Here is a 24,148-nt window from a genome sequence, read left to right on the forward strand (position 1 = left end):
TACGGCGACAGGGGTGTGCTCCATATTGGGAGATGGACGTGGCTGGCTTAAAAAGTCAGCGGTGGCGTGCCGGTCGGTCACGGGCGTCAGTGCTGGGTCGCCACTCCCTATTCGGCCTTCTCGCGCCTGGCCTCGAGCGCCAGCCTCACCGCGGCACCCGCGTGGTCGATCGCGGCGGTCGCGTGTTCGGCGGCCGTCTCCAGCCCCTCCTCGACGTCCGCGCCAGCTGCCTCGAGCTCCGACTCGGCCACCTCGAACTCCGCCTCGGCCGCCGCTTCGGTCTCCGTCTCGTGGGCTTCCACCGATATTTCCGCCGCCTCGTCTGCCGCGTCCGGTTCCGCCTCGCCGTCCGAGCGACGCCCGCGCACCGCGCGCAGTGCGAGGAGTCCGATGGCGAGTCCGCCGACGGCCACGACGCCTTTCTTGAGTTTGCTCATCGTATCCCTACGTTGGTTGTCGAAACCTATATATTTTGAGCGAGGGAGGTTCCGCGTCGTCGAGGTGCGGCAGGGCCGACTACGCTTCCCGGTCGGAGTGCGCCCGCACCCACAGCTCGCCGATGCGCGACAGCCGGGTCCGGTAGGACTTCCCGGCGGACTCCTGCTCGATGTACCCCTTCCCACCGGGGCCCAACCGGTCGACGTTGTAGATGACCTTCGAGCGGAAGGAGTCGGTGTACTCCTCGTTGAGCTCGCGCGAGAGCGCCTCCGCGAGCTCCGAGACGGATTCGAACTCGCCCTCCTCGCCGAGCTCGAACAGGATGACCTCCTCGAACGGTTTGACGTTGGAGAACGACGCGACGGGCAGCTCGATGACGTGACTGCCGTCGATCTCCTTCGCGCCGATGGTGGTGCCGCGCTCGTCGAACTCCTTGAGCAGGCCGTCGGCGGCGTCGAGGCGGGCGACGACACGGTCGCGGAGGTCGTCGTCGAGGCTGGACTCGGCGAGGTCGCCGAGCAGCTCCTGTTGCTGGCGCAGCTCCTCGGCGAGCTCGGTCTCCAGGTACTTCTCGGGGGCGGTGTAGTAGGTGTGGATGGACTCGCGGTCCTCCTCGCGCTCGACCATCAGCGAGTGGGCGGCCGTCGCGAAGGCGAAGGAGACGGTCCGTGGCATCGCGGCGATGTTCACCCAGACCTCGTTGCCCCGGTCGAGCTCCTCGACGATGAGGTCGTACGCCTGCTCGAACGCGGCGTCGTAGTCGTACACGTCCGCGACGACCATGCGCTCGGTCTCCGCGCCGAGCAGGTTCTGGAAGTCCGTCTCCAGCTTCTGCGAGAGGTTCTGTGAGTACTCGACGTTGGCCTCGCTCCCCACCGCGCCCTCCAGCAGGATGACCCGGTCCACGTCGAACTGGTCGCGGACCAGGGGCGCGATGAGCCGGTCGTAGTCGAACCCGACCGGGACGATGTGGGTCTGCATGCGCGTCCGTTCGCCCGACGTGCTCAAAAGGGTTGTACTCCGTCTCGCCTGGAACAGCCTCCGCTACGACCGCAGCTTCAGCGTCCGCTTGCGGATCGTCCCACAGCTCGGACAGATGTGGCGGTAGAGGACGGTGCGTCCGTTCGTCTCAGCCTTCCAGTGCCCGTCGTCGTCCTCGTAGCCACAGCTCGGACACCGGAGATCCACGTCGTCGTAGTGCGATGTCAACCGGTCCAGCGGGGTCGACCCACTCCCGCGCCTGTGTGCCATACGGTATCACACGACTCGGCGAGCTATAAATCCTGTCTCCCGCTCACCGCGTCGGCAGCCAGCGCATCCAGCCGCGGCCGTGCTCGTGGTGCTTGGCCTCTCCGGCGGGCACGGCGCTCACGCGGTGGAAGACGGCCTCGGGGTCCCTGTTCCAGAGCCAGTGCCAGCGCGTCTTCGCGACGAGGAGGAGCTTCCGGGCGGTCGAGAGGCTCGGCTCGTGGGTGATGACGTCGTAGTCGACCGCGCGGATCTCGCGGTGGTGTTCGGCGTACAGCACGGCCGCCAGCAGCACGGCGAACTGGCAGTCCTCGGGGAGAAAGCGGATGCCGGCGACGCCCTCCCGGTACAGCCCCTCGGTCCGCTTGAGCTCCTCCTCGACGGCCGCGCGGAACGCCTCACTCGTCTCCAGTCGCATGACCTGGTCGCGGTCGACGCCGTGGCGTTCGAGCGTCTCGATGGGCAGGTAGACACGGTCGCGGTCGACGACATCCTCGCGCACGTCGCGGACGAAGTTGGTCAGCTGGAACGCCTCGCCGAGCGTGATGGCGTGGGGGAGCGCCCGCTCGTACTCCTCCTCGTCGAGCTCCATGATGTCGGTCATCATGACGCCGACGGCGGCCGCGGAGCCGCGCATGTAGTCTTCGAGGTCAGCGTACGTCTCGTAGCGGTCGGTGTCGATGTCGCTCTCCATCGCGTCGAGGAACTCGATCACCCACTCGTCGTCGATGTCGTGCTCCGCACAGAGGTCGACGAAGGCGGCGATGACGGGCTCGTCAGTGGGCTGCCGGCCGAGCGCCTCGGCGCGGAGGTCGGCGAGCTGTGCAGCCTGCTCGTCGGGCCCGGGGGCGTCGGGGTCGTCGACGATCTCGTCGGCGATGCGGAAGAACCCGTACAGGACGTACGTCGCGTGTCTGATGCGTTTCGGGAGGAGTCGCGTCGCTAGGTGGAACGTTCGCCCCGTCTGCTGCTGGATCGACTTTCCTGCCTTGACCTGGTCCTTCTTCATGGTGGTGTCCGGTGTGTGAGGGCTACGAGGGCTACTCGTATCGAAGTACACGCCCTGTATAAAAATAGGTGCCGTGCAAAACCAGTTGGGCTCACCGCACGAGTCCGGTCGGGTCCGGGATCACGACGCCCAGCCGAACCACATCCCAGAAGCGCAACGGATAAATTCGGCGTGGGGGAACGTCCCGACGTGAGCGACAGCGAGGGCTTCCGCGTCGACATGCACGTGAAGGTGCTCGACGAGGCGATCGTCGAACGGGCGAAAGCGGCAGGGCTGGACGCGCTCGTGTACGCACCGCACTTCGTCAGGCTGCCCGAGATCCGCGAGCGGGCGGCCGCCTTCAGCGACGACGAGCTGCTGGTGGTCCCGGGGCGCGAGCTGTTCACCGGGAGCTGGCACGCCCGCAAGCACCTGCTCGCGGTCGGCCTGGACGAGCCCGTCCCCGACTTCATCACCCTCGAGGGTGCGATGGGCGAGCTCCAGCGACAGGACGCGGTCGTCCTCGCACCGCACCCCGGCTTCCTGAACGTCAGCCTGACGGGTGCCGACCTGGCGGCCTACGGCGACCGCATCCACGGCGTCGAGGCGTACAACCCGAAGCTGCTCTCCCGCGCCGGGCGGCGGGCGCGCCGCATCGTCGACGAGGGCGGCTGGCCGCCGTTCGGCTCGTCGTACGCGCACCTGAAATCGAGCGTCGGCGAGGTGTGGACCCGTTTCGAACGGGAGCTGGACCGACCCGACGACCTCGTCGACGCACTCCGCGACGGCGCACCGCGGACCGTGGGGCGACGGACCGGCATCCGTCATCAGCTCCGCTGTCTCGCGGAGTTCGCCCACCTCGGCTACGAGAACTCGTGGTCGAAGATCGACCGGCTGTTCCTCCAGGGCACCGAGCCGACCCACCCGGGACACATCGCCTACGAGGGCCGGTTCGACGACATCGCAGTCTACTGATCCTCGCGGTCCTACGCGCCGATTGCCCGGATCCCCTGCTGGATGCTGTCGCCGAACTGGAGCGTGTCCCACGGCGTGTAGAACACGATGGCGGCGACGACGACCAGCTCGAAGCCCGTGATGACGATCGTCATCAGGTCGGAGTGCTTGCTCTTGACCGCGACGCCGATGGGCAGCCCGAACTCCTTCGAGTACGGGTAGAACAGTGCGATACCCCGTTTGCTCCCCATCACGTCGAGCACGTAGTGGGTGAGCACGCCGATCCAGACGAACTCGAGGTTGCCGAACAGGTACGGGAACGCCACGAACAGCCCGAGGACGGGCAGGTTGTGCAGCGTCTTCCGGTGCTTGCCGAACTCGGTGTCGACGTCGGGGAAGAGCGCGCCGAGCGTGATCGGCAGCCCGACCTCCAGAATCTTGACGAACGTCGCCTCCGTGCCGGCGGGTTCGAGGATGTAGCCGATGCCGATAGAGAGGAGGACGCCGTTCATCACGTGGCCCTTCTTGTTCATTCCCCCACCTCCGCCAGCAGGTCCGCGAGCGCCCGGTCGACGGTCCGCTCGCGCACGGCGTCGCGGTCGCCGTCGAACTCGTAGCGCTCGACGGTCGCGTAGGAGGAGCCGCTCCCCCACGGCCCGGCGTAGGCGACGCCGATGTACACGGTCCCCACAGGCGTCTCCTCGGTGCCGCCGGTGGGGCCGGCGACGCCGGTCGTCGCCACGCCCCACGTCACGTCCGCGGTGTCGCGCACACCACGCGCCATCTGCCGGGCGACGGGCTCGGAGACCGCGCCGTGTTCGTCCAGTGCCTCGCGGTCGACGCCCAGCAGCTGCTCCTTCGCGCCGTAGGCGTAGGTCACGAGCCCCCGGTCGAAGTAGTCCGACGCGCCCGGAACCGCCGTGATTCGCGCCCCGAGTAGTCCGCCCGTACACGACTCCGCCACCGCCAGCGTCTCTCCGCGGTCGCGGAGCTCGTCACCGAGTCGGTCAACCTGTGTCGTCATGTCCGAACCCACGCAGTCGAGTGGTTTGAATCGTGGGGCTATCCGCTGGCCGGGTATCGTTCGCCGCACCGGGTAGCCGCAGGCGTTATGGTCTGTCGTCGTGACCCTTCGGCCATGGATACCAGGCAGACGTTCAAACTGGTCGGCTTCTACCGACTGCTCTCGTGGCTGTCGTTCGGTATCGGCATGGCGCTCGTGGGGCTGGGCTTCTACCTTGGCCTCGGCGAGACGATCACCATCCTGTTCAACGACTTCCCGGCGGAGTTCGACCCCGCCATCGCGGCGGCGAACCCCGTCATCACCGTCGTACTGTCGGTCGTCGGCCTCGTCGTCTGGCAGCTCGGCAAGTCCATCGCGTTGACGAAGACGATGGAGCGGGCCATCGCCGCGGAGTCCGACGACACCGACGACGAGCAGCTCAAGAGCGAGATACTCGACGTGGTGAACGACCAGATCTCCGGCGTCGAGAAGGACCTCCGCTCGGAGATCAGGAAGATCGAACGGGACACCGCAACCGACGACGCCCCCTCGGCCGGGACAAGCGTCTCGACCAGCACCACGGCCAGTCGCTCCAGCGGTGGGTCAGCGGGTGGGAGTTCGAGCGCCTCCGGCGGTGGGTCCGGGAGCCACCGGTCCTCGAGCCGCTCCGGAAGCGAGCAGTCCACACGCTCCGGCGGCGGCAGTTCGTCCCGGTCGGGCAGCGGCGACGGTGACGACGACCGCAGCGAACGTGCGACCGACGCCGTCTCCGGCGACGAGAAGCGGTCCCGGCGCAAGCAGCAGTCCGACGACGACGACCCGCTGCCCTAGGCCTCCAGAATCTCGTCCTCGTCGGCCTCGGGAACCACCAGCGAGCCGTCCAGCGCGGTGACGCTCCGGCCGCCGACGCGCAACGGCGCGGTGCGGGCGCGCACCCGTCCCGGCCGGTCGACGAAGTGCCCCTGTTCTATCACGACCTCGTCCGGGAACTCGTCCGCGAACGCGCCGTAGTGGTCCAGATACGCCGTCACCGCACCCGCACCCGTCCCACAGACCGGGTCCTCGGGGATGCCCGCCGCCGGCGCGAACATCCGCGCGTGGAGCTGTGCATCGGCGTCGAGGGCGTCGAACGTGAACGCGTACAGCCCGGTCGCCTCGACCTCGTCCGTGAGCGCCTCGATCGCGCCGAGGTCCGGGTCGACGTTGCCCAGGTGTTCGAGGAAGTTCACCGGGACGACGAGGTAGCGCACCCCCGCCTCCGCGATGGCGAGCGGCAGGTCCGCGCCCACGTCCTGCAGCGTCGCCGGGTCGATGCCGAGCGCGTCGGCAACCCGGTCGTACTCCAGCTCGACCTCCACGACCGTCGGCGTGTCCTGGTCGAGCCACACCGTCCCGTCCTCCTCGACGGTCACGTCGAGCACGCCCACGTTCGTCTCGACGGCGTACGTGTCCGCGTCGACCACCCCGTCCTCGTACAGGTGGCCGAACGTCGCCACCGTGGCGTGCCCGCAGAGGTCCACCTCGGTCGTCGGCGTGAAGTAGCGCAGCCTGAAGTCCGCGCTCCCGCTCGGGTGGACGAACGCCGTCTCCGAGACGGCGAGCTCCGCCGCGACCGCCTGCATCCGCTCCGCCTCCAGCCCGTCCGCGTCCGGGATGACGCCCGCCGGATTGCCCGAGAGCGGCTCGTCGGTGAAGGCGTCGACCTGCAGCGCGCGATAGGTATCCATGGCGGTTCCGAGGGACGGGGCCGGTATCAAAGTGGCGTCCATCGGTCGATGTGGTTCGCTTCGATTCCGCGAGAGGCTCACGAGACGCTCGCGTCTCGTAACCGCTCCTCGGTCGCAGGCATCCCGCGGTGCCCGTCCAGTGCGAGAGCACGCTCGCCAGCGTGAGGGCAAGCTCGCACTGGCCATCGGAATCGCGCCGCGATTCCGAGACAGCCGCGCGCCACGGTAGGAGGTTTACGATAATCGTAAACCCGGGCCGCCAGCTCACGTCGCGTTCGGGGTCACCGCGCGGCCAGCCACGCGTCGAGGTCGGCGACGACGTCCACGTCGACGTTGTTCGGTTCGTAGTACTTCGCGGGGCTGGACGTGCCGGAGCCGGAGAACAGCAGGTGGTCGAGCGAGGGGTAGCTGTGGTAGGTACCGCGGTCGTCGCCGATGGCGGCCTCCCAGTCCTCGATGTCCGACGGCGGCACCTGGAAGTCGCGTCCGCCCTGCTGGACGATGGCGGGGATGTCGAGGTCGGCGGCGACGGCGGTCTGGTCGTACGCGCGGAGGCTGGCCCAGAAGCTCCCGTCGAAACCGAGGATGTCCTCGTCCTCGGAGAAGTCCCCGTTCGTGATGCGCTCGGCCTCGGCGGCTATCTCGTCGAGGCGGCGCTGCTCGGCGTCGCTTATCTCGCCGTCGAGTCCGAGCATGTGGCGGTTCTGCATGGGGATCAGCTCCCAGAGGTTGCCGGCGGGCGCGGCGAGCAGGGCCATCCCGTCGGCGTCGGCGCGCTGGGCGATGCGCGGAGCGGCGAGTCCGCCCTGGCTGTGGCCGGCGACGTGGACCGAGCTCACCCGGTCCTCCTCGCGGAGGCGCTCGACGGCGGTGACGGCGTCGTCGACGGTCACGTCGTCGATGGTCACGTCGTCGGTGGCGCTCACGTCGCAGGCGTAGGTGCGCTTGTCGTACCGGAGGACGGCGTAGCCCCGGGTTGCGAGGCCGTGGGCGAGGTCGCGGAAGATCTTGTTCGGGCCGGCGGTCACGTCGCGGTCGTTCGGGCCAGTGCCGTGGACGAGGACGACGCCCGGCACGGGGCCGTCACCGGTGGGCATCGAGAACGTCGCGCCGAGGTCACAGGCGGGCGACGGGAGGGTCAGTTCGGCCTCCTCGAATGCGGACTCGTCGACGTACTCCGGCGGGCTGTACTCGCCCTGTGGCGGCCGGATCAACAGCCCGACCGGCTCGCCGCTCGCGTCGAACGTCCACCGGAAGGTCAGGACGCCCCCTTCGAACGTGGCCTCGACCACGACGAGGTGTGTCCCGTCGTCGTTCGCGGTGTGGGTGGCGTTCGCGATGGCCCGGAACGGGCCGCGGTCGCCGGTCGTCTGCCGCCAGGCACCCTCGAGACGCTCGGGCGTGAGCACCTCGGCGGCCTCGTCGGTGAAGGCGTCGGAGACGCGCTCGTACTCGCCGTCGGCGAGCGCGACGGTCAGCTCGCGGGCCTCGGTCCGGAGGACCTCCGGGTCGACCATCTCCTCGGCCGTCGTCTCCCGGGTCGTCGGTTCCTCTGTCGCCGTCGGGGTGTGGGTGGCGGTCGGCGTCCCCGTCGGCGTACTGGTCGGTGTCTCGCTCGCGGTACCGTCGTCGCTCGAACAGCCGGAGAGGGCGGTCGCCGCCGTGGCCGACAGCGCGGCCAGCAGGCGACGGCGGGTGGGCGCGTCCATGCTTCCGACTTCTCCGGTGCGAACAAAAGTCTGTGGCGAAGGGATCTTCGAGAGGAAATCTGACAGTTAGTCGTCGGAGCTCGCGCGCTCGACGATGCGGTCGGCCATCGCGCTCGCGTCGTGCGTTCCCACGGGCGGCCGGTTCACCTCTGCGGCCTCGCTCTCCGCGAGGTCCGGAACCTCGACGCTGCGTTCGCGGTCGCTACCCTCGCGGGCGTCCTGGTCGATGCGCATCGAGCAGAACTCCGCGCCGCACATCGAGCAGAAGCGGGCGTCCTTGTAGTTGTCACCCGGCAGGGTCTGGTCGTGGAATTCCCGAGCGCGCTCGGGGTCGAGCGCGAGGTCGAACTGCTCGCGCCAGTCGAACTCGTACCGCGCCGACGAGAGCGCGTCGTCCCAGTCGCGCGCGCCGGGGCGGTCGTTCGCGACGTCGGCCGAGTGGGCGGCGATTCGGTACGCCGCCAGCCCGTCTTTGACGTCCTGCTCCTCGGGCAGCCCGAGGTGTTCCTTCGGCGTGACGTAGCAGAGCATCGCCGCACCCGCCTCGGCGGCCATCGCCGCCCCGATGGCGCTCGTGATGTGGTCGTAGCCCGGCGCGATGTCGGTGACGAGCGGCCCGAGCACGTAGAACGGCGCGCCGTCGCAGACCGCCTGCTGGCGCTCGACGTTCTCGGCGACCCTGTGCATCGGGACGTGCCCGGGACCCTCTACCATCACCTGCACGTCGTGGTCCCACGCGACCCGCGTCAGCTCGCCGAGCGTGTCGAGCTCGGCGTACTGCGCCTCGTCGCATGCGTCGGCGACCGAGCCGGGACGGAGGCTGTCCCCGAGGCTGAACGTCACGTCGTGCTCGGCGAATATCTCGCAGATGTCCTCGAAGTGGGTGAACAGCGGGTTCTGCTCGCCGTTGGCCTCCATCCACGACGCCATGATGGAGCCGCCGCGGGAGACGATGCCCGTGACGCGCCCGTCGGTCAGGGGCAGGTGCTCGGCGAGGATGCCCGCGTGGATGGTCATGTAGTCGACGCCCTGCTTCGCCTGCTTCTCGACGACCGAGAGCAGGATGTCGGGCGTGATGTCCTCGGGCGAGCCCGCCTGCTTCAGCGCCTCGTACAGCGGCACGGTCCCGATGGGAACCGGCGAGCGCTCGACGTTGTCCTCGCGGATGCGGTCCAGGTCCTCCCCGGTCGAGAGGTCCATCACCGTGTCCGCGCCGTGGCTCACCGCGACGTGGAGCTTCCGGCGCTCCTCCTCGATGCTGCTCGTGGTGTCGCTGTTGCCGATGTTCGCGTTCACCTTCGTCGAGAACTCCCGGCCGATGATCATCGGGTCGAGGCTCTCGTGGTGGACGTTCGCCGGAATCACGGCCTGCCCCTCGGCGACCTGCTGGCGCACGAACGCCGGCTCGACGCCCTCGCGCTCGGCGACGCGCTGCATCGCTGGGGTGACGACTCCGTTCCTGGCTTCGCGTATCTGCGTCATCGACTACTAGGTAATACTACTAGGTTATAACCCTGCTGTTCGACAGCGTTTTCGCCCGGCATTGTGGAGCAGACGTATGGACACGTCGACGTACGAACTCCGCGAGGAACCCCCCACACCCGAGCGGTTCGTCGAGCTCCGGGACGCGGCCGGCATGGCCCACCGGACCGTCGAGGCCGCCCGCGAAGGGGTGCCGAACAGCCACTACGCGGTCACCGTCGTCGCACGCGAGGACGGCGACGCGACCGTCGTCGGCATGGGTCGAATCGTCGGCGACGGCGGCACCGTCTTCCAGCTCACCGACATCGTCGTCCATCCGGACCATCAGGGACAGGGCCTCGGCACCGAGATTACCGACGCGCTCGTCACCCACCTCCGCGAGACCGCGCCCGAATCGGCCTACGTGAACCTCATGGCCGACGTCGAGGGGTTCTACGAGCACTGGGGGTTCGAACCCACCGCGCCCGACTCGCGCGGGATGTTCATCCGCATCGGCGAGGAGTGAGCCGGCGACTGGTTGCGAATGATGTACATTTCCGCCCCGGAGCGGAGCGAGGAGCGGTCACGAGACGCTCGCGTCCCGTGAGCCCACCGGAGATCTTCGATTTCCGGGGACGCAATCGGCTGGGGGGCACGAGGTGCGGGGCGGGACTGAAAGGGGCTTTCTGGCTGGTAGACTCGACAATCTCGGCTACCAGACCTGCGAACGAAAGAACAGGGAGAGCGCTACTCGTACTCGATGGTCGCGGGCGGCTTGTGGGTCACGTCGTACACCACACGGGAGACGTTGTCGTGGCCGGCGGTGATGCGGGACTGGATGCGCTGGAGGGTGTCCCAGTCGACCTCCTGGGCGCGGGCGGTCATGCCGTCGCGGGATTCGACGGAGCGGACGGCGACGACCCAGCCGTGGACGCGGTTGTCCCCCTTGACGCCGGTCGCCTTGCCGAGGACGGCCGCGAGCGCCTGCCAGGGCTCGTGCTCCGCCAGCTCCTCCTCGACGACGTGGTTCGCCATGCGGGCGACGTCGAGCTTCTCCTCGGTGACCTCGCCGATGATGCGCACCGCGAGCCCGGGGCCGGGGAACGGCATGCGTTCGGCGACGAGCTCGTCGAGGTCGAGGGCGTGGGCGACCTCGCGCACCTCGTCTTTGTAGAGGTCCCGCATCGGCTCGACGATGCCCTCGAAGTCGACGACATCCGGGAGCCCGCCGACGTTGTGGTGGGACTTGATGGTGCCCTCGCTCTCGATACGGTCGGGGTAGATGGTGCCCTGCACCAGGTAGTCGGCGTCGACCTCGTTGGCGACCGTCTCGAACTCCCTGATGAACCCCTCGCCGATGACGTGGCGCTTCTCCTCGGGGTCCGTGACGCCGGCCAGCGCGTCGAGGAACCGCTCGCGGGCGTCGACGATGCGGAGCGACTCCATGTAGTCGAACGTCTCGCGGATCTCCTCGGTCTCGCCCTTGCGCATCAGGCCGGTGTCGACGTAGACCGGGGTCAGCTGGTCGCCGATGGCCTCGTAGGCGAGCGCGGCCGCGGTCGAGGAGTCGACACCGCCCGACAGCGCGATGACGGCGTTCGCGTCGCCGACCGCCTCGGATATCTCGGCGACCTTCTCGTCGATGAACTCGTTCACGTTCACCATCAGGCGGTCACCTCCTTGTCGAGGCCGTTGTCCGCACCCTCGACGCCGGCCAGTTCCATAACGGCCTCCAGCAGGCCGACGAACGGCGGGGACGCCCGGCCGGGCCGGGAGCGGAACTCGGGGTGGAACTGCGTCCCGAGGAAGTACGGGTGGTCCTCGTACTCCAGGATCTCCATCCGGTTGCCCGCGCGGCCGGAGAACACCAGCGGCGTCTCCGCGAAGTCCTCGAAGTACTCGGGGTTGACCTCGTAGCGGTGGCGGTGGCGCTCCGTGCAGGCCGTCGCGTCGTACACCGCCTCGGCGAGCGTGCCGGGGGTGATGTCGGTCTGGTGTGCGCCCAGCCGCATCGTCCCACCCATGTCCGAGACCTCGTACTGCTCGGGCAGGATGTCGATGACCGGGTTCGTCGTGTCCGGGTCCATCTCGGCGCTGTGGGCGTCCTCGTAGCCGAGCACGTCGCGGGCGACCTCGACGACGGCCATCTGGAAGCCGAGACAGAGGCCGAGGAACGGCACGCCGTGCTCACGGGCGTACTGGATGGCGTGGATCTTCCCCTCGGTGCCACGGGAGCCGAAGCCGCCGGGGACGACGATGCCGTCGGCGGATTCGAGCCGTTCGCGGTGGACTCCATCCGAGTCGGCGTTGACCATCTCGTCGGAGTCCACCCAGACGACGTTCACGTCGACGCCCTTCGCGAGCCCGGCGTGTTTCAGCGACTCGTTGACGCTCATGTAGGCGTCCTCGAGGTCGTACTTCCCGACGAGCGCGATGTCGACCTCGCCCTCGCGCTCGCGGGTGACGAGCTTGCGCCAGGTGTTGTCGCGCTCGTCCTCGGGCAGCGCCTTCGCGTCGAGGTTGAGCCGGTCCATGACGTAGGCGTCGAGGCCCTCTTCCTCGACCATCAGCGGGACGTGGTAGATGTCCTCGACGTCCGGGTTCGAGAACACGGCGTCGGTCGGCACGTCACAGAACAGCGCGATCTTCTCCTTCGTCTCGGGTTCGAGGTGGTCGTCGCAGCGACCGACCAGCACGTCGGGCTGGAGACCGATGCTGCGCAACTCCTTCACCGAGTGCTGGGTGGGCTTGGTCTTCTGCTCGCCGTTCTTCGAGTACGGCACCAGCGTGACGTGGGTGAGCAGGAAGTCCTCCTCGTCCTCCTCGTGGGCGAACTGCCGCAGCGCCTCCAGGTACGGCATGCCCTCGATGTCGCCGACGGTGCCCCCGACCTCGACGATGCAGACGTCCGTGCCCTCGGCCGCCTCGCGCACCCGGCGCTTGATGTCGTCCGTGATGTGCGGGATGATCTGGACCGTCTTGCCCAGGTAGTCGCCCGCGCGCTCCTTCTCGATGACGTGCTTGTACGTCTTGCCCGTCGTGACGTTGTGGTCGAACGTCATGTCCTCGTCGAGGAACCGCTCGTAGTTCCCCAGGTCGAGGTCGACCTCGCCGCCGTCTTTGAGGACGTACACCTCCCCGTGCTGGTAGGGGTTCATCGTCCCGGCGTCGACGTTGAGGTACGGGTCGATCTTGACCGCCGTCACGTCGAACCCGGCGTTCTTCAGTAGTCTGCCTGTGCTCGCGGCCGTGATACCCTTGCCCAGCCCGGACATCACGCCGCCTGTAACGAAGATGAATTTGTTCCCGAGTGTGGGGTCGTACCCCGTTTCGGAATCGGTCGGCATACCGATGGTGCGCGGGGCCGGATGAAAACGATTTCGGAGGGCGGCCAGCCTTGCGAGGGAGTGTCGTTGCGACGGTATGTCACGTCGCCGTCAGCCTTTCCCGTGCCGCGACGGAACCGACGGGCAATGACGGGTTCGCCCACCGTTCGAGAGGCCACGACCGACGACGCCCGCGCAGTCCAGCGCGTCGCCGACGCCGCCTGTCACGCCGTCTACGACGACATCCTCGGTCCCGAGGAAGTGGACGAGGTCGTCGCGAGCTGGTACGATCCGGAACGACTCGTCCACGACGACGTCGAGCCCGACGAGCGCCCGTTCTTCGTCACCGCAGTCGACGACGACGTCGTCGGGTACGTCGAGGGAGTTCCGGACGACGAGGACGATGTGGCCGACCTCTACCGTATCTACGTCCACCCGGACCACTGGGGTGCGGGGCTCGGCCGGGCACTGCTGGACCGACTGGAACGGGCGTTCCGTGACCGCGGCTTCGAGCGGCTCCGCGTCTCGGTGTTCGCCGAGAACGACGTCGGCGTCCGGTTCTACGAGTCGGTCGGTTTCGACGACCGTCGGACGACCACCGACGAGCGGTTCGGAACCGAACGATACGTGTACGAGAAGCGACTCGACTGAGCGTCCAGCGCGTCCGATACGTCATGGCCGGCCAGGACCATCCGTTCGACCCGACGCACACCCTCGTCATCACGACGAGTGGCGACGCAACCGCCGAGGCGAGTGCGACGGCGGCCGCGGTCGGGGCGGTGCTGGACCACGCCGACGCCGTCACGCTGCATCTCGACCCCGGGGCGCTCGCGTCGGACCACCCCGAACTCGCCGAACAGCTCCGGGCCGCGACCGAGCAGGTCGACGATGGCGTCCTCCGTGCGCCCGTCGACCGCGTCCGCGAACCCCTCGCCGCCCTCCTCAACCTGACCGACGTCCACCGGTTCGTCACGCTCGAACGGCTGGACGCGTCCCGGGACGGACGGCAGCTCCTGCACTACGTTCCGGACCACACGACGTTCACGGTGGACGCCACGGCGGCGGAGGGCGTCGTCGACTCCGTCTCGTGTGCCGTCGCCGACGAGCACGCAGGGCTGCTCCCGGCCGGGACGCTCGCGGCCTGGGACGCGGACGGCACCCACTACGAACTCACGCCGCCGTCGCTCTGTGTCGACGGCTCGACCTGCTTCGGTCTCGGCGCGCTCGACGGGATCGCGTTCGACGACGGGGGCCGCGCCATCCGGCTGACGTGGGCCACCGGTGACGGGCTGCTCGCGACCGTCGGTACACTCCTGGGCCCGAACCGGCCCGAGCGGTTCGAGTTCGACTCGCCGAACCGGTACGCGGACGTCGCAGGAGCGTTCGAGACCGTCGCTGACGCGCTCGGGCTGGAGCTGGAGAAGACGGGACGGCGGTGACCGAGAGCCGCACTCAGTCGCTGGAGTCGGCGATACCGCCACCGACCGAAGCGTCCTCGCTCGCGTGCGGGAGCGGCTCGCTCTCCCAGTACTCGTGGGTCTCGTCGACCCGGAAGCAGGCCGCCTCGTGCCGCTTGCCGGTGTCGTAGTCCGGTGGCAGCTCCTGCGTGCACGCGTCACGAGCGTGCGGGCACCGGGTGTGGAACCGGCAGCCCGGCGGCGGGTTCCGCGGCGAGGGCACGTCGCCCTCCAGGGTCCCGCCCCGGCGGCCGTACTCGTCGGTCGATGCCCGCGGGACGCTGTCCAGCAGTGCCTGCGTGTAGGGGTGCTGGGGGTTCTCGAAGATCTGGTCGACCGGCCCCGTCTCGACGATCTTCCCGAGGTACATCACCGCCACGCGGTCGGAGATGTGCCGGACGACGCTCAGGTCGTGGGCGACGAACAGGTACGTCAGCCCGAACTCCTCCTGCAGGTCCTCCAGCAGGTTGAGCACCTGCGCCTGCACGCTCACGTCGAGCGCCGACACCGGCTCGTCGAGCACGATGAACTCGGGGTCGAGCGCGAGCGCCCGGGCGATGCCGATGCGCTGGCGCTGTCCGCCGGAGAACTCGTGCGGATAGCGGTCGACGTGTCGCGCCGACAGTCCCACGCGTTCGAGCAGCTCCTTCGCCCGCTCGTTGCGCTCGTCGCTGCCGGCCAGCCCGTGGATGCGCAGGCCCTCGGTGACGATCTCACCGACGGTCATACGCGGGTCCAGGCTGGAGAACGGGTCCTGGAAGACGATCTGGGCGTCCTGCCGGAACTCCTTCCGCTCCGCTGCGGTCATCCTGAACACGTCCCTGCCGTCGAAGCGGACCGAGCCGCCGGTCGCCTCGCGCAGGCCAAGCAACGTCTCGCTGGTCGTCGACTTGCCACAGCCGGACTCGCCGACGAGTCCGAGCGTCTCCCCCTGCTGCACCTCGAAGGAGACGCCGTCGACCGCACGGACCGCCGTCGGCTCCCTGCCGAGCACGCGGTCGAACAGCGTATCGTTCTCGTAGTAGTACTTCTCCAGGTCCTCGACCTGGAGGATGGGTCCGCCGGTCGTCTCGTCGAAGCCCTCACTGCTCATGCGTCCTCACCTCCCTCGAAGTACGACTCGTCGAGTGCGGTCGCCGGGTCGTACTCGCCGTCGGCGAGCACACAGCGGGCCGTGTGGGCCGTCTCCCCTTCGACCGCGCGTTCGTCGGGGTGCTCCAGACACGCCTCCATCGCCTTCGGACACCGGTCGGCGAAGTAGCACCGGTCCGGCATCTCGCTGTCGATGAGGTTCGGGACGTTCCCCTCGATGGGTTCGAGCCGCGGTGCCGGGTCGTCCACGTCCGGGATGGAGCCGAGCAGCCCCTGCGTGTAGGGGTGGGTCGGGTCGTCGAACACCGCCTCGAGCGAGCCCCGTTCGACGATCTCGCCGGCGTACATCACGCCGACGCGGTCGCACATCCGGGCGATGACGCCGAGGTCGTGCGTGATGAGCACGACGCTCATCCCCTGCTCCTGCTGGATGTCACGGAGCAGGTCCAGGATCTGCGCCTGGATGGTCACGTCGAGCGCGGTCGTCGGCTCGTCGGCGAACAGCACGTCCGGCTCGCCGGCGAGCGCCTGCGCGACCATCGCGCGCTGGAGCATCCCACCGGAGAACTGGTGGGGGTGCTCGTCGGCACGCTCGACCGGGTCGGGGATACCGACCTGGTCCAGCAGCTCGATGGCGCGCTCGTGGCTCTCGTCGCTGGTGTACTCCCGGCCGGGCACGACGCTGTCGACGAGGAGCTTCCCGAGCCCGTAGCCCTGCGTCCGCGAGCGGGTGCGTCGCGGGTTCGCGGACGCACGACGCTGCACCTCGACGGCCTCGGCGATCTGCTCGCCGACGGTCAGCGACGGGTTGAAGCTGCTCATCGGGTCCTGGAAGATCATGCTGAACTTCGTCCCCCGGAGCGAGCGACGGACGCCCTTCGGGAGCTGTCGGAGGTCGACGAAGTCGCCGTCGACCGCCTCCGGGTTGCCCTCGCGGAACTCCTCGGCGAGGTCGACGTCCCGGAGCCACACCTCGCCGCCGGTCACCTTCCCGGGCGAGTCGACGAGATCGATGGTCGACAGGGCCGTGACCGACTTGCCGGAGCCGGACTCGCCGACGATGCCGAGTATCTCGTTGTCCCGCACGTCGAACGAGACAGACTCGACGGCGTTGACCTGGCCCTCCTCCGTGTAGAACCGCGTCGTGAGGTCCTCCACGCGGAGCAGGTCGTCGCGGTGGAAGGTGGAACCGCTCATACGCCACCCTCCCCCCCGAGACCGGGGTCGAGGGCGTCTCTGAGCCAGTCACCGACGAGGTTCAACCCGATGACGGTGATGACGATGGCCAGCCCCGGCATGGCGGAGATCCACCAGGCCGTCGACTGGTACTGCCTGCCGAGGGCGATGTCGAAGCCCCAGGAGATGTTCGCCGAGGAGAACCCGAGGAACGACAGCGCGCTCTCCAGCAGGATGATGGCGGCGATCTGGATGGTCCCGAGCACGAGTATCGGCGTGATAGCGTTCGGGAGCACGTGCCGGAACATGATGGTCGCGTCGTTCGCGCCGAGGGCGCGGGCCGCCTTCACGTAGGACTCCTCGCGGAGGCTCAGCGCCTCGCCACGGGCGACGCGGGCGAACCACACCCAGTTGACGAGCGCGACGACCACGATGATGGTCCCCGGCAACACCGTACTCTCGGGCATCCCCGTCGGCAGGCCGACGGCCGACCGGAACGCTTCGGCGAGCCCGGTCTGGACGAACGGGTCCGGGACGGACCGTTCGAGCGCATCGCCGAGCACGCCGATGAGCGCGATGGCCAGCACGATAGACGGGAACGCGAGCATCACGTCGGCGCTGCGCATCAGCACGTCGTCGACCTTCCCACGGTAGTAGCCCGCGATGAGGCCGACGCTGACGCCGGCAAGCATCGCGAGCCCCGTCCCGAGGAGGCCGACGAGCAGCGACACCCGCGCCCCGTATATCAGCCGGGAGAGGATGTCGCGACCGTTCCCGTCGGTCCCGAGCGGATGGTCCCACGTCGCGTTCTCGTAGACGGTCCGGTTCTCCGTGACGAGCTGACCGTCCTCGAAGACGACGCTCCCGTTCTCCTGAACCGGGACCTCCTGCGTCGTCGCCTTCTCGAAGCCGATGGGCGGCTTGCGTGACTCGTTCAGGTTCTGCTTGCCCGGCTTGTCGGGTGCGACGAACGGCGCGAAGATCGCCGCCAGCAGCACGACGACGACGACGACGATGCCGACCTTGGCGAGGGCGTTCCGGTTCAGTCCGCGCTTCAAACTGCGGAGTGTACGTGGCGATATCATCAGTCGAATCCCACCCGTGGGTTCACGAAGGTGTACAGCGTGTCGACGACGATGTTCACGACGACGAAGCCGACGGAGATGACGATGAGCGAGCCCTGTACCATCGGCCAGTCACGCGAGTTGATGCTGTTGATGAGCACCTGCCCCAGACCGGGCCAGTCGAAGACGAACTCCGTGATGACCGCACCGCCGATGAGCGTGCCGAGCTGGAGCCCGACGACCGTGATGATGGGGATGAGCGTGTTCCGGAGCACGTGCTTGTAGCGCACGAGCGACTCCGGCAGCCCCTTCGCCCGCGAGGCGCGGACGTACGTCTTGCCGAGCTCGTCGAGCATCCCGCTCCGGGTCAGTCGCGTGATGAGCGCCGTGAAGTACGTCCCGAGCGTCACCGCCGGGAGTGTGATGTACCACAGCCAGGTCAGGAAACCGTCGCCAGCAGCCCCGAGCTGTCCCGCCACCAGCAGGTCGACGACACCGGGGATGCCGATGGCGCGCTGGCTCGTCGGGAACAGGTTCAACTGCACCGACAGGACGATGATGAGCATCACGCCGAGCCAGAAGTTGGGGGTGCTGATGCCGGCGAGCGAGAACAGCGTCGCCCCGTAGTCCGGGGCGGAGTGCCGGTTCGTCGCGCTGATGACCCCCAGGGGGATGGCGATGACGACGGCCACGATGGTTGCCATGATGGCGAGTTCGAGCGTCGCCGGGAGGCTACGGGCGACCCGGTCGACGACCGGTGTCTGAGACGTGAGCGACAGTCCGAGACCGAAGTCACCACCGGGGCGACCGGTCGCGAGCCGGTACAGCCCCAGCGGGGTTTCGACGGCCATCCCGCTGATGAACTCCCAGTACTGCACGTACAGGGGCTCGTCGAGTCCGAGGTCGGCGACGACCTGCCGTCGTACCTCGGGGGCGACATCGGGTGGCAACAGCACGTTCGCCGGGTCACCGGGCGCGATGACGCGCAGGCCGAACACGACAGTGATCACTCCCCAGACCACGAACACGCCCTGCAGTAGTCGCTTTATCAAAAACCGGGCGAGAGACATGAGAGCTTACGCCTGGCTCATCGCGTACGCGTCGATACGCTCGTCGGAGCGGGGTTCCCACGAGACGCGGCTGCTGACGCCGTAGACGCTGAACTGCTGGTTGAGGAAGATCCAGGGTGCCTCCTCGTGGGCGAGTGCGTTGGCCTCCTGCAGCGCGGAGATGCGCTCGTCGCCGGTGCTGTTGCCGGCCGTCTCCAGCAGCGAGTCGAACTCCTCGTTGCTCCAGCTCGTGAGCGCGCCGTTGGTCGAGAGCAGCGCAGTCATGACGAGCGCGCCCTCGAACGTCGCCTCGCCCCAGCCGATGAGGTACCACGGCGGCTTGTCCTCGATGTTGCCGGTCAGGAGTTCGTCGACGAGCGAGCCGAAGTCGCGCTGGTTCACCGTCGCGGTGACGTTCGGCAGTTCGTCGATGTAGCCCGCGACCGCCTGGGCGATCTCGAGGTCCTTCAGGTAGCGCCCGACGGGCGTGTTGAGTTCGATCTCGACGCCGGCGTGGCCGGACTCGTCGACGAGCCGTTCGGCCTCGTCGGGGTCGTACGAGTACGGGTCCACGTCCGGGTTGTGGCCGACGAACTCGGGCAGGGTCGGCTGGCCCGTCTGGGCACCGAAGCCGCCGAGGACGTTCGAGACGATGCTCTCCAGGTCGATGGCGTAGTTCATCGCCTGGCGGAACTGCTGGGAGGAGAACGGCTCGACGTCGTAGCGCATCGCGTTGTAGATGATGCGCGTACTCGGTGCTGCGGCGACGCTCCCGGCGTCGCTGTTGTTGATGCGGTTGACCTCCTGTGGCGGGACGTTGACGATGATGTCGGTCTCGCCCTGGAGCAGCTGGTTGACACGGGTGCTCGATTCGGCCGCCGCGGTGAACGTGAGCTCGGACACCTCGGCCGGGTCGTCCCAGTACTCCTCGTACCGGGTCAGGACGACCTGCTCGTCCTGCGTGTAGCTGTCGAGCTGGAACGCGCCGGTACCGTTCATGTCCTGTCCGATCTCGGACTTCGAGCGGTCCTCTACCCACGACTGCTGCATGATGTCGCAGTAGGTCGCGAACTCGGAGAACACGATGGGGTTGAGCCCGTCGAGCGTCACGCGGACCGTCGTGTCGTCGGGTGCGCTCGCACCGGAGACCCCCGCGAGCTGGTCGCTCTGGGGGCTCGCGAACCCGGTGTCAGGGTCGACGATGCGGTTGATGCTGTACGCGGCGTCGCCCGCGACGAACGTGTCGCCGTTGTGGAACGTCACGTCCTCTCGGACCTGGAACTCCGCGGCCTCCTCGCCGTCGACGCGCGACCAGTCGGTCGCCAGTGCGGGCTGTACCGCCCCCGCCGCGTCGCGGGTGATGAGCCCCTCGTACGCGTGGAGCATCACCACGTCGGTCGGCGTCTCGCGGTGGTCGTGCGGGTCGAGTCCGGAGGGCATGTTGCCCTGCGTGACGGTCACCGGGAAGTCCGGCAGCTCCTCGCCGCCGTCGTCGGTCTCGGTATCGTCACCGCCACCACCGCCGTCGGTCCCCTCCGTCTCGGTGTCCGCCGGGGTGTCGGTCCCGTCACCGTCGCCCCCACCACCGAGGCAACCAGCGAGGGATGCCGTGACCGCTGCTCCGCCTGCGTACTTCAGAAAGCCACGTCGGTCAGTACCATTCTCTGGCATGCATCGTACTACCAAATACCACCTTATAAATCCACCCTTGCGAACGGTTATCTCGGAGGGTGAACGGAACCGACCCGTCCCTCGACCAGCAGGTGTCCGTCGCGCACGACGGCTCGCTCGATAGAAGCAGTTAAATACGGACGTTCGGAGAGTGTACCACCAATGCGGGTCCACACACTCGGGGACGGCGAGCCGGCGCTCGCCGTCGTCGTCGGTCAGCACGGTGACGAGCCCTGCGGCGAGCGCGCCATGGAGCGCCTCCTCGCGGACGACGACCTCGAACTCACCGGTGCGGTCACGTTCGTCGTGGGGAACGAGCGCGCCGCCGAGCTCGAACAGCGGTTCGTCGACGAGGACCTCAACCGTGCGTATCCCGGCGACCCCGATGCGGCGTCGCACGAGGCCCGACTGGCCAGCGAACTGCTCGACGAGCTGGACGACCTCGTCGTGCTCGACCTCCACTCGACCGTCTCGACCGACGAGCCGTTCGCGCTCTACCAGCGCCTCACCCCCCGGTCGCGGGAGCTCATCGAACGCACCGGGCTCGACCGCGCCGTCGACATCCGTACCGAGCCCGGCGGCCTGACCAACCACGTCGACGGCGTCGCGGTCGAGTGCGGCTACAAGGGCAGCGAGGCCGCCGTCGACAACGCCGAGCGGGTCGTCAGGAACGTGCTCGCGGCCTACGGCGTCGTGGAGGGCGAGGCCGCCGTCAGCGATCCGACCGTCTTCGAGGTGACCGAGCGCGTCGACGGCGCGGGCTACGAGTTCCTCGGCGAGAACTTCGTCGTGGTGCCCGCGGGCGAGCCGTTCGCCCGCCGCGGCGAGGAGGAGCTCACCTTCGACGAGCCGTTCTACCCGGTGCTGATGTCGACCGACGGCTACGACGAGAGCGTCGGCTTCGCGGCGCAGCTTCGGGGTCCGCTCTCGACCGTCGACGACGACGAGTAGTCCTATTTCCCGCCGAACACCGTCTCGCGGTCGATGCTGAACTCCAGGCCGCTGGTGCCGACCTCGCGCTCGGCCGGCACGGTCTCGCCCACAAGTTCGTCCAGCTCGTTCGGCCCGACGTCCATCGCGTCGAGGAACGACTGGAGCTCGCAGTTCGCGCCCCACACCGGCGGCTTCGTGAACTCGTCGACGAACTCGTTGCCCGAGGGGAGCCCGAGCGTCACCGCGACCGTCGCGTTCGTCTCCGTCACGTCGACGATGGGGACCGAGTCCAGGTCCGACCCTGCCTGCACGTCGGCGAGCTCGTCGACCGCGTCGTCGATGTCACCTGTCATGGGGTAAATTCCGAGGCCGCAGCTCCTAATCGTTGCGTTACGGCGCGTCGACTGGTCGACACGTTCAGGTGCTGTATCTGGCGATCGCCCAGCCCACGAGCAGGCAGCCGAGGCCGCCGACCGCGAGCCGGAGGTCGACGGTGACCGCGTACCTGCCACAGTCGGCGATCTGGAGCATCACGCCGTCCAGCGCGACCGAGACGCCCCACGTCGAGAGCGCGTGGTCGCGACAGCCCATCCCCGGTGCGAAGAGGGCGTAGAAGGCGACGACGCCACCGACGAGGGCGAGCGACATCCCGAGTTCCGGCAGCCAGCGACGGGCCGTCGACGTGCTCATCGGGCGTGGGTTCTCGGGCGGCGGTCAAATGTGTTGTCACTCCGGCTGGTCGTCTGCGACGGCACCTGCCGGTTCCATCCGGCCATCGTCCTCGTCGGAGCCCCTGTTCTGGAGTCTGTCGAGCCCCAGCGTCGCCACGAGCAGGCCGCCGCCGAGGTAGAGGAGCGCCCGGGGACTGCCGACGAGTCGCGCGACGACGACGTTCCCGTAGCCGAGTAACGTCGACAGATACGCCAGGAGCGAGACGGTCCAGCCGAGCCCGGTGACGCCAGCCATTTGGTACAGTCTCCCAGTCTCCGACGGTGTCGTTTCGTCCTGATTCATGGCTCGGTCATCGTTCGGTAAGCGAGTGCTACTCGAAGGCACGCCATGAAGCTATTTTCAGGATACCCGCACGGTGGTTACCAGATTGCTTCCGGCTGGTGAACCGACCATGCCAGCGACAGCCTCGGACGTCTGCGCCGTCGACCGACCCACGTCTCACCGGTACGCGGCCGTCGGCGAGCGAGGCCGTCGGTCGACCTTGCTGCTGCAGTCCAGACGGGGCGAACCGGCCGTCGGCGTGTGCTCGTGGCTTCCCGACAGCGGCCTCGTCACCGCGTCTCGGGTCCAGCTCCGCCACCCCCGCCCCTCGCCGCGGCAGGCGTCACCTTGAAGACGTAGATGCCGGTCTGCATGTCGCCCGTCACGACGAGGTCGCGCTGTTCGCTGTAGTTCGCACCCCACGCCATGGGGGCCTCGCCGACGAATCCGGCACCGTCGGCCTGGTCCGCCATGTCGTCGGTCCGGTACTGGTCGGCCGGGGTCGGGTCGGTGGGGTCGGAGATGTCGTAGACGACGGTGCCTTCGTGGTAGTCTCCACTCACGAGCAGTGAGTTGTTCCCCTTCGAGATGACCTGATGATTGTGGGTCGTCCAGTCGAACAGTTCGTCCGCCTCGTCCATCATCTGGGCGTTGGGCGAGTACGTGAAGCCGACGTGCTCCGGGTCCTCGACGGAGCCGTCCCCCCAGCCGATGTCGAAGATGTGCTTCCCACCCGGAGCACCGAACCCGATCTCGTCGCCGACGACGACGAGGTCTCGGTCGGGGTCGTGACTCGCGTAGTGGCAGTTGCTGAAGCCGGGTTCGCCGGCCTCGAGGCGCTCCTCCGTGTAGTCCGGCAGCCCCTCGTAGCTGAACTTCCCGGCCACGGTCGGCGAGAGCGGGTCGCTGATGTCCATCGCGACGTAGCCGTCGAAGCCGCCCCCGATGAACGCACAGTGGAGGAGGTCGCGCTCGGTGTCGACGACCATGTCGTGACAGTCGCCGGCCGGGTCCGGGCTGACGACGTCGCCGCCGGTGACGTCCGTCGGGTCGCTGGTGTCCCAGACGCCGACGCCGTCGTGTTCGGTCGTGTAGAGGACGTCGCCCTCCGGATGGGACTCGACGTTGTGGGTCGACCCTGCGGGAATCCGGGACGCCTTGACCGGGTCCTCGGGTGTGCCTTCGTCGTAGCCGTAGTCGATGACGTCGACACCGTTCGGCGGCTCGCCATCCCCGCCGCCGCCCTCGCGGCTGCGGTAGTAGAGGCCGTCGCGGCGGTCGAACTGGACGTCGGCGTGACGGACGCCGTCCGACGGTGTCGGGAACTCGTGTACCTCTGTCGGGTCGTGCGGGTTGCTGATGTCGACGAGGAACGATCCACCAGGGCCGGTGAAACTGCCGAGCAGTGCGTACTGGCCGTCTGCACGTACGTCCTCCTCGGCGTACCCTCCGGCCGGGTCGGAGAGCAGTGAGTGGCCGAGCTTCCTGATGCGACCTTTCGTGGGTGGTGTGCGCGCGCCTGTCGTGCCGATGCCACCGACTGCGACGGTGCTACCTAGTATCGTGAGCAGCGTTCGACGGGTCGATTTCATGCTCCAGTTCCAGATGCGGTAGAGTATCTCATAATTAATTGGCCGGTATACCGTTCGAAAATAGGTGAACGACCGGTAGACTGTTCAAGAACCACCGCAACCGGCTAATAAATCACCGGGTCCCGTCGAATCCCGGTACGCACGCGACCCCGTCCCGTAACCGAGTAGAAACCGCCTGAACCGCCGCTTCGAGAGCCCAATCTGGTTGGTTTTAGTACTAGCCGTCCCCCATCGGTATCGATAGTCCGGGGTGGTAACTCGTCGGCC

The 24,148-nt window shown here is 68.2% G+C and carries 26 protein-coding genes; 6 read left to right on the forward strand and 20 right to left on the reverse strand.

Annotated elements, in window-relative coordinates; translation table 11 throughout:
- Positions 1 to 107: 107 nt before the first annotated feature.
- The 4 genes from NOW55_RS12880 to NOW55_RS12895 all read right to left on the reverse strand — a co-directional run bounded on the left by NOW55_RS12880 (position 108) and on the right by NOW55_RS12895 (position 2,695).
- Positions 108 to 437 (reverse strand): hypothetical protein, encoded by a 330-nt coding sequence (locus NOW55_RS12880; protein ID WP_256400518.1) that lies wholly within the window; start codon positions 435 to 437, stop codon positions 108 to 110.
- 79 nt (positions 438 to 516) lie between these two features.
- Entirely contained in the window at positions 517 to 1,419 is a 903-nt protein-coding gene (locus tag NOW55_RS12885; protein WP_256400519.1) for an HFX_2341 family transcriptional regulator, read from the reverse strand.
- A 63-nt stretch (positions 1,420 to 1,482) separates the two neighbouring features.
- Positions 1,483 to 1,689, reverse strand: coding sequence for an HVO_0649 family zinc finger protein (locus NOW55_RS12890; protein ID WP_256400520.1), 207 nt, complete (start codon positions 1,687 to 1,689; stop codon positions 1,483 to 1,485).
- Between the two features lie 43 nt (positions 1,690 to 1,732).
- Complete coding sequence (locus NOW55_RS12895) at positions 1,733 to 2,695, reverse strand: phytoene/squalene synthase family protein (protein ID WP_256400521.1); 963 nt, start codon at positions 2,693 to 2,695, stop codon at positions 1,733 to 1,735.
- Positions 2,696 to 2,914: 219 nt separating this feature from the next.
- Between NOW55_RS12895 and NOW55_RS12900 the strand changes: the two genes are divergently transcribed.
- On the forward strand, positions 2,915 to 3,649 hold the full coding sequence (locus NOW55_RS12900; RefSeq protein WP_256401425.1) for a PHP-associated domain-containing protein: 735 nt from the start codon (positions 2,915 to 2,917) through the stop codon (positions 3,647 to 3,649).
- Between the two features lie 11 nt (positions 3,650 to 3,660).
- Here NOW55_RS12900 and NOW55_RS12905 read toward each other — a convergent pair whose 3' ends face one another.
- A complete protein-coding gene (locus NOW55_RS12905; RefSeq protein WP_256400522.1) occupies positions 3,661 to 4,161 on the reverse strand; it encodes a metal-dependent hydrolase in 501 nt (166 codons plus the stop codon).
- Positions 4,158 to 4,652: a CinA family protein gene (locus NOW55_RS12910; protein WP_256400523.1), complete on the reverse strand. Its 495-nt coding sequence runs from the start codon at positions 4,650 to 4,652 to the stop codon at positions 4,158 to 4,160. Before NOW55_RS12910 ends, NOW55_RS12905 begins: the two co-directional genes overlap by 4 nt.
- 114 nt (positions 4,653 to 4,766) lie before the next feature.
- On the opposite strand from NOW55_RS12910, the gene NOW55_RS12915 reads away from it, so the two are divergent.
- Positions 4,767 to 5,462 carry a hypothetical protein gene (locus NOW55_RS12915; protein ID WP_256400524.1) on the forward strand — a complete coding sequence of 232 codons (696 nt, stop codon included), beginning with the start codon at positions 4,767 to 4,769 and terminating at the stop codon, positions 5,460 to 5,462.
- Here the strand turns inward: NOW55_RS12915 and NOW55_RS12920 are convergent.
- The 3 genes from NOW55_RS12920 to thiC form a co-directional block, all read right to left on the reverse strand.
- The gene (locus NOW55_RS12920) at positions 5,459 to 6,358 is read right to left on the reverse strand and encodes a PhzF family phenazine biosynthesis protein (protein WP_256400525.1); all 900 of its coding nucleotides are present in this window, start codon (positions 6,356 to 6,358) and stop codon (positions 5,459 to 5,461) included. The two genes, NOW55_RS12915 and NOW55_RS12920, sit on opposite strands and share 4 nt — an antisense overlap.
- 281 nt (positions 6,359 to 6,639) lie before the next feature.
- On the reverse strand, positions 6,640 to 8,067 hold the full coding sequence (locus NOW55_RS12925) for an alpha/beta hydrolase (protein ID WP_256400526.1): 1,428 nt from the start codon (positions 8,065 to 8,067) through the stop codon (positions 6,640 to 6,642).
- Positions 8,068 to 8,133: 66 nt separating this feature from the next.
- A complete protein-coding gene (thiC, locus tag NOW55_RS12930; RefSeq protein ID WP_256400527.1) occupies positions 8,134 to 9,549 on the reverse strand; it encodes a phosphomethylpyrimidine synthase ThiC in 1,416 nt (471 codons plus the stop codon).
- 76 nt (positions 9,550 to 9,625) lie between these two features.
- Between thiC and NOW55_RS12935 the strand changes: the two genes are divergently transcribed.
- Positions 9,626 to 10,054 (forward strand): GNAT family N-acetyltransferase, encoded by a 429-nt coding sequence (locus tag NOW55_RS12935; RefSeq protein ID WP_256400528.1) that lies wholly within the window; start codon positions 9,626 to 9,628, stop codon positions 10,052 to 10,054.
- 221 nt (positions 10,055 to 10,275) lie between these two features.
- Here NOW55_RS12935 and guaA read toward each other — a convergent pair whose 3' ends face one another.
- Positions 10,276 to 11,193, reverse strand: a complete 918-nt coding sequence (gene guaA / locus NOW55_RS12940; protein ID WP_256400529.1) for a glutamine-hydrolyzing GMP synthase — start codon at positions 11,191 to 11,193, stop codon at positions 10,276 to 10,278.
- Positions 11,193 to 12,875: a CTP synthase gene (gene pyrG, locus NOW55_RS12945; protein WP_256400530.1), complete on the reverse strand. Its 1,683-nt coding sequence runs from the start codon at positions 12,873 to 12,875 to the stop codon at positions 11,193 to 11,195. Before pyrG ends, guaA begins: the two co-directional genes overlap by 1 nt.
- Before the next feature lie 126 nt (positions 12,876 to 13,001).
- Here pyrG and NOW55_RS12950 point away from each other — a divergent pair, with 126 nt between their 5' ends.
- The gene (locus tag NOW55_RS12950) at positions 13,002 to 13,505 is read left to right on the forward strand and encodes a GNAT family N-acetyltransferase (protein ID WP_256400531.1); all 504 of its coding nucleotides are present in this window, start codon (positions 13,002 to 13,004) and stop codon (positions 13,503 to 13,505) included.
- Between the two features lie 23 nt (positions 13,506 to 13,528).
- Positions 13,529 to 14,293: a hypothetical protein gene (locus NOW55_RS12955; RefSeq protein ID WP_256400532.1), complete on the forward strand. Its 765-nt coding sequence runs from the start codon at positions 13,529 to 13,531 to the stop codon at positions 14,291 to 14,293.
- A 13-nt stretch (positions 14,294 to 14,306) separates the two neighbouring features.
- Here the strand turns inward: NOW55_RS12955 and NOW55_RS12960 are convergent, their stop codons facing one another.
- Genes NOW55_RS12960 through NOW55_RS12980 form a run of 5 tightly spaced genes read right to left on the reverse strand, consistent with a single transcriptional unit; the run spans position 14,307 to position 20,363 of the window.
- Entirely contained in the window at positions 14,307 to 15,404 is a 1,098-nt protein-coding gene (locus NOW55_RS12960; protein WP_256400533.1) for an ABC transporter ATP-binding protein, read from the reverse strand.
- Positions 15,401 to 16,600: an ABC transporter ATP-binding protein gene (locus tag NOW55_RS12965; protein ID WP_256400534.1), complete on the reverse strand. Its 1,200-nt coding sequence runs from the start codon at positions 16,598 to 16,600 to the stop codon at positions 15,401 to 15,403. Before NOW55_RS12965 ends, NOW55_RS12960 begins: the two co-directional genes overlap by 4 nt.
- On the reverse strand, positions 16,597 to 17,664 hold the full coding sequence (locus NOW55_RS12970; protein ID WP_256400535.1) for an ABC transporter permease: 1,068 nt from the start codon (positions 17,662 to 17,664) through the stop codon (positions 16,597 to 16,599). Before NOW55_RS12970 ends, NOW55_RS12965 begins: the two co-directional genes overlap by 4 nt.
- On the reverse strand, positions 17,664 to 18,713 hold the full coding sequence (locus NOW55_RS12975) for an ABC transporter permease (protein WP_256400536.1): 1,050 nt from the start codon (positions 18,711 to 18,713) through the stop codon (positions 17,664 to 17,666). The genes NOW55_RS12970 and NOW55_RS12975 overlap by 1 nt, the downstream gene beginning before the upstream one ends.
- Positions 18,714 to 18,719: 6 nt before the next feature.
- Entirely contained in the window at positions 18,720 to 20,363 is a 1,644-nt protein-coding gene (locus NOW55_RS12980; RefSeq protein ID WP_256400537.1) for an ABC transporter substrate-binding protein, read from the reverse strand.
- A gap of 162 nt (positions 20,364 to 20,525) precedes the next feature.
- Between NOW55_RS12980 and NOW55_RS12985 the strand changes: the two genes are divergently transcribed.
- Entirely contained in the window at positions 20,526 to 21,314 is a 789-nt protein-coding gene (locus NOW55_RS12985) for a M14 family metallopeptidase (protein WP_256400538.1), read from the forward strand.
- Positions 21,315 to 21,316: 2 nt separating this feature from the next.
- Here NOW55_RS12985 and NOW55_RS12990 read toward each other — a convergent pair whose 3' ends face one another.
- The 4 genes from NOW55_RS12990 to NOW55_RS13005 form a co-directional block, all read right to left on the reverse strand.
- Positions 21,317 to 21,649 carry a hypothetical protein gene (locus NOW55_RS12990; protein WP_256400539.1) on the reverse strand — a complete coding sequence of 111 codons (333 nt, stop codon included), beginning with the start codon at positions 21,647 to 21,649 and terminating at the stop codon, positions 21,317 to 21,319.
- Positions 21,650 to 21,713: 64 nt separating this feature from the next.
- A complete protein-coding gene (locus NOW55_RS12995; protein WP_256400540.1) occupies positions 21,714 to 21,986 on the reverse strand; it encodes a hypothetical protein in 273 nt (90 codons plus the stop codon).
- A 36-nt stretch (positions 21,987 to 22,022) separates the two neighbouring features.
- Positions 22,023 to 22,262: a hypothetical protein gene (locus tag NOW55_RS13000; RefSeq protein WP_256400541.1), complete on the reverse strand. Its 240-nt coding sequence runs from the start codon at positions 22,260 to 22,262 to the stop codon at positions 22,023 to 22,025.
- 317 nt (positions 22,263 to 22,579) lie between these two features.
- Positions 22,580 to 23,881: an LVIVD repeat-containing protein gene (locus NOW55_RS13005; protein ID WP_256400542.1), complete on the reverse strand. Its 1,302-nt coding sequence runs from the start codon at positions 23,879 to 23,881 to the stop codon at positions 22,580 to 22,582.
- Between the last annotated feature and the right edge of the window lie 267 nt (positions 23,882 to 24,148).

Origin of the sequence: Haloarchaeobius litoreus (assembly GCF_024495425.1) — an archaeon.
Lineage (GTDB): Archaea > Halobacteriota > Halobacteria > Halobacteriales > Natrialbaceae > Haloarchaeobius > Haloarchaeobius litoreus.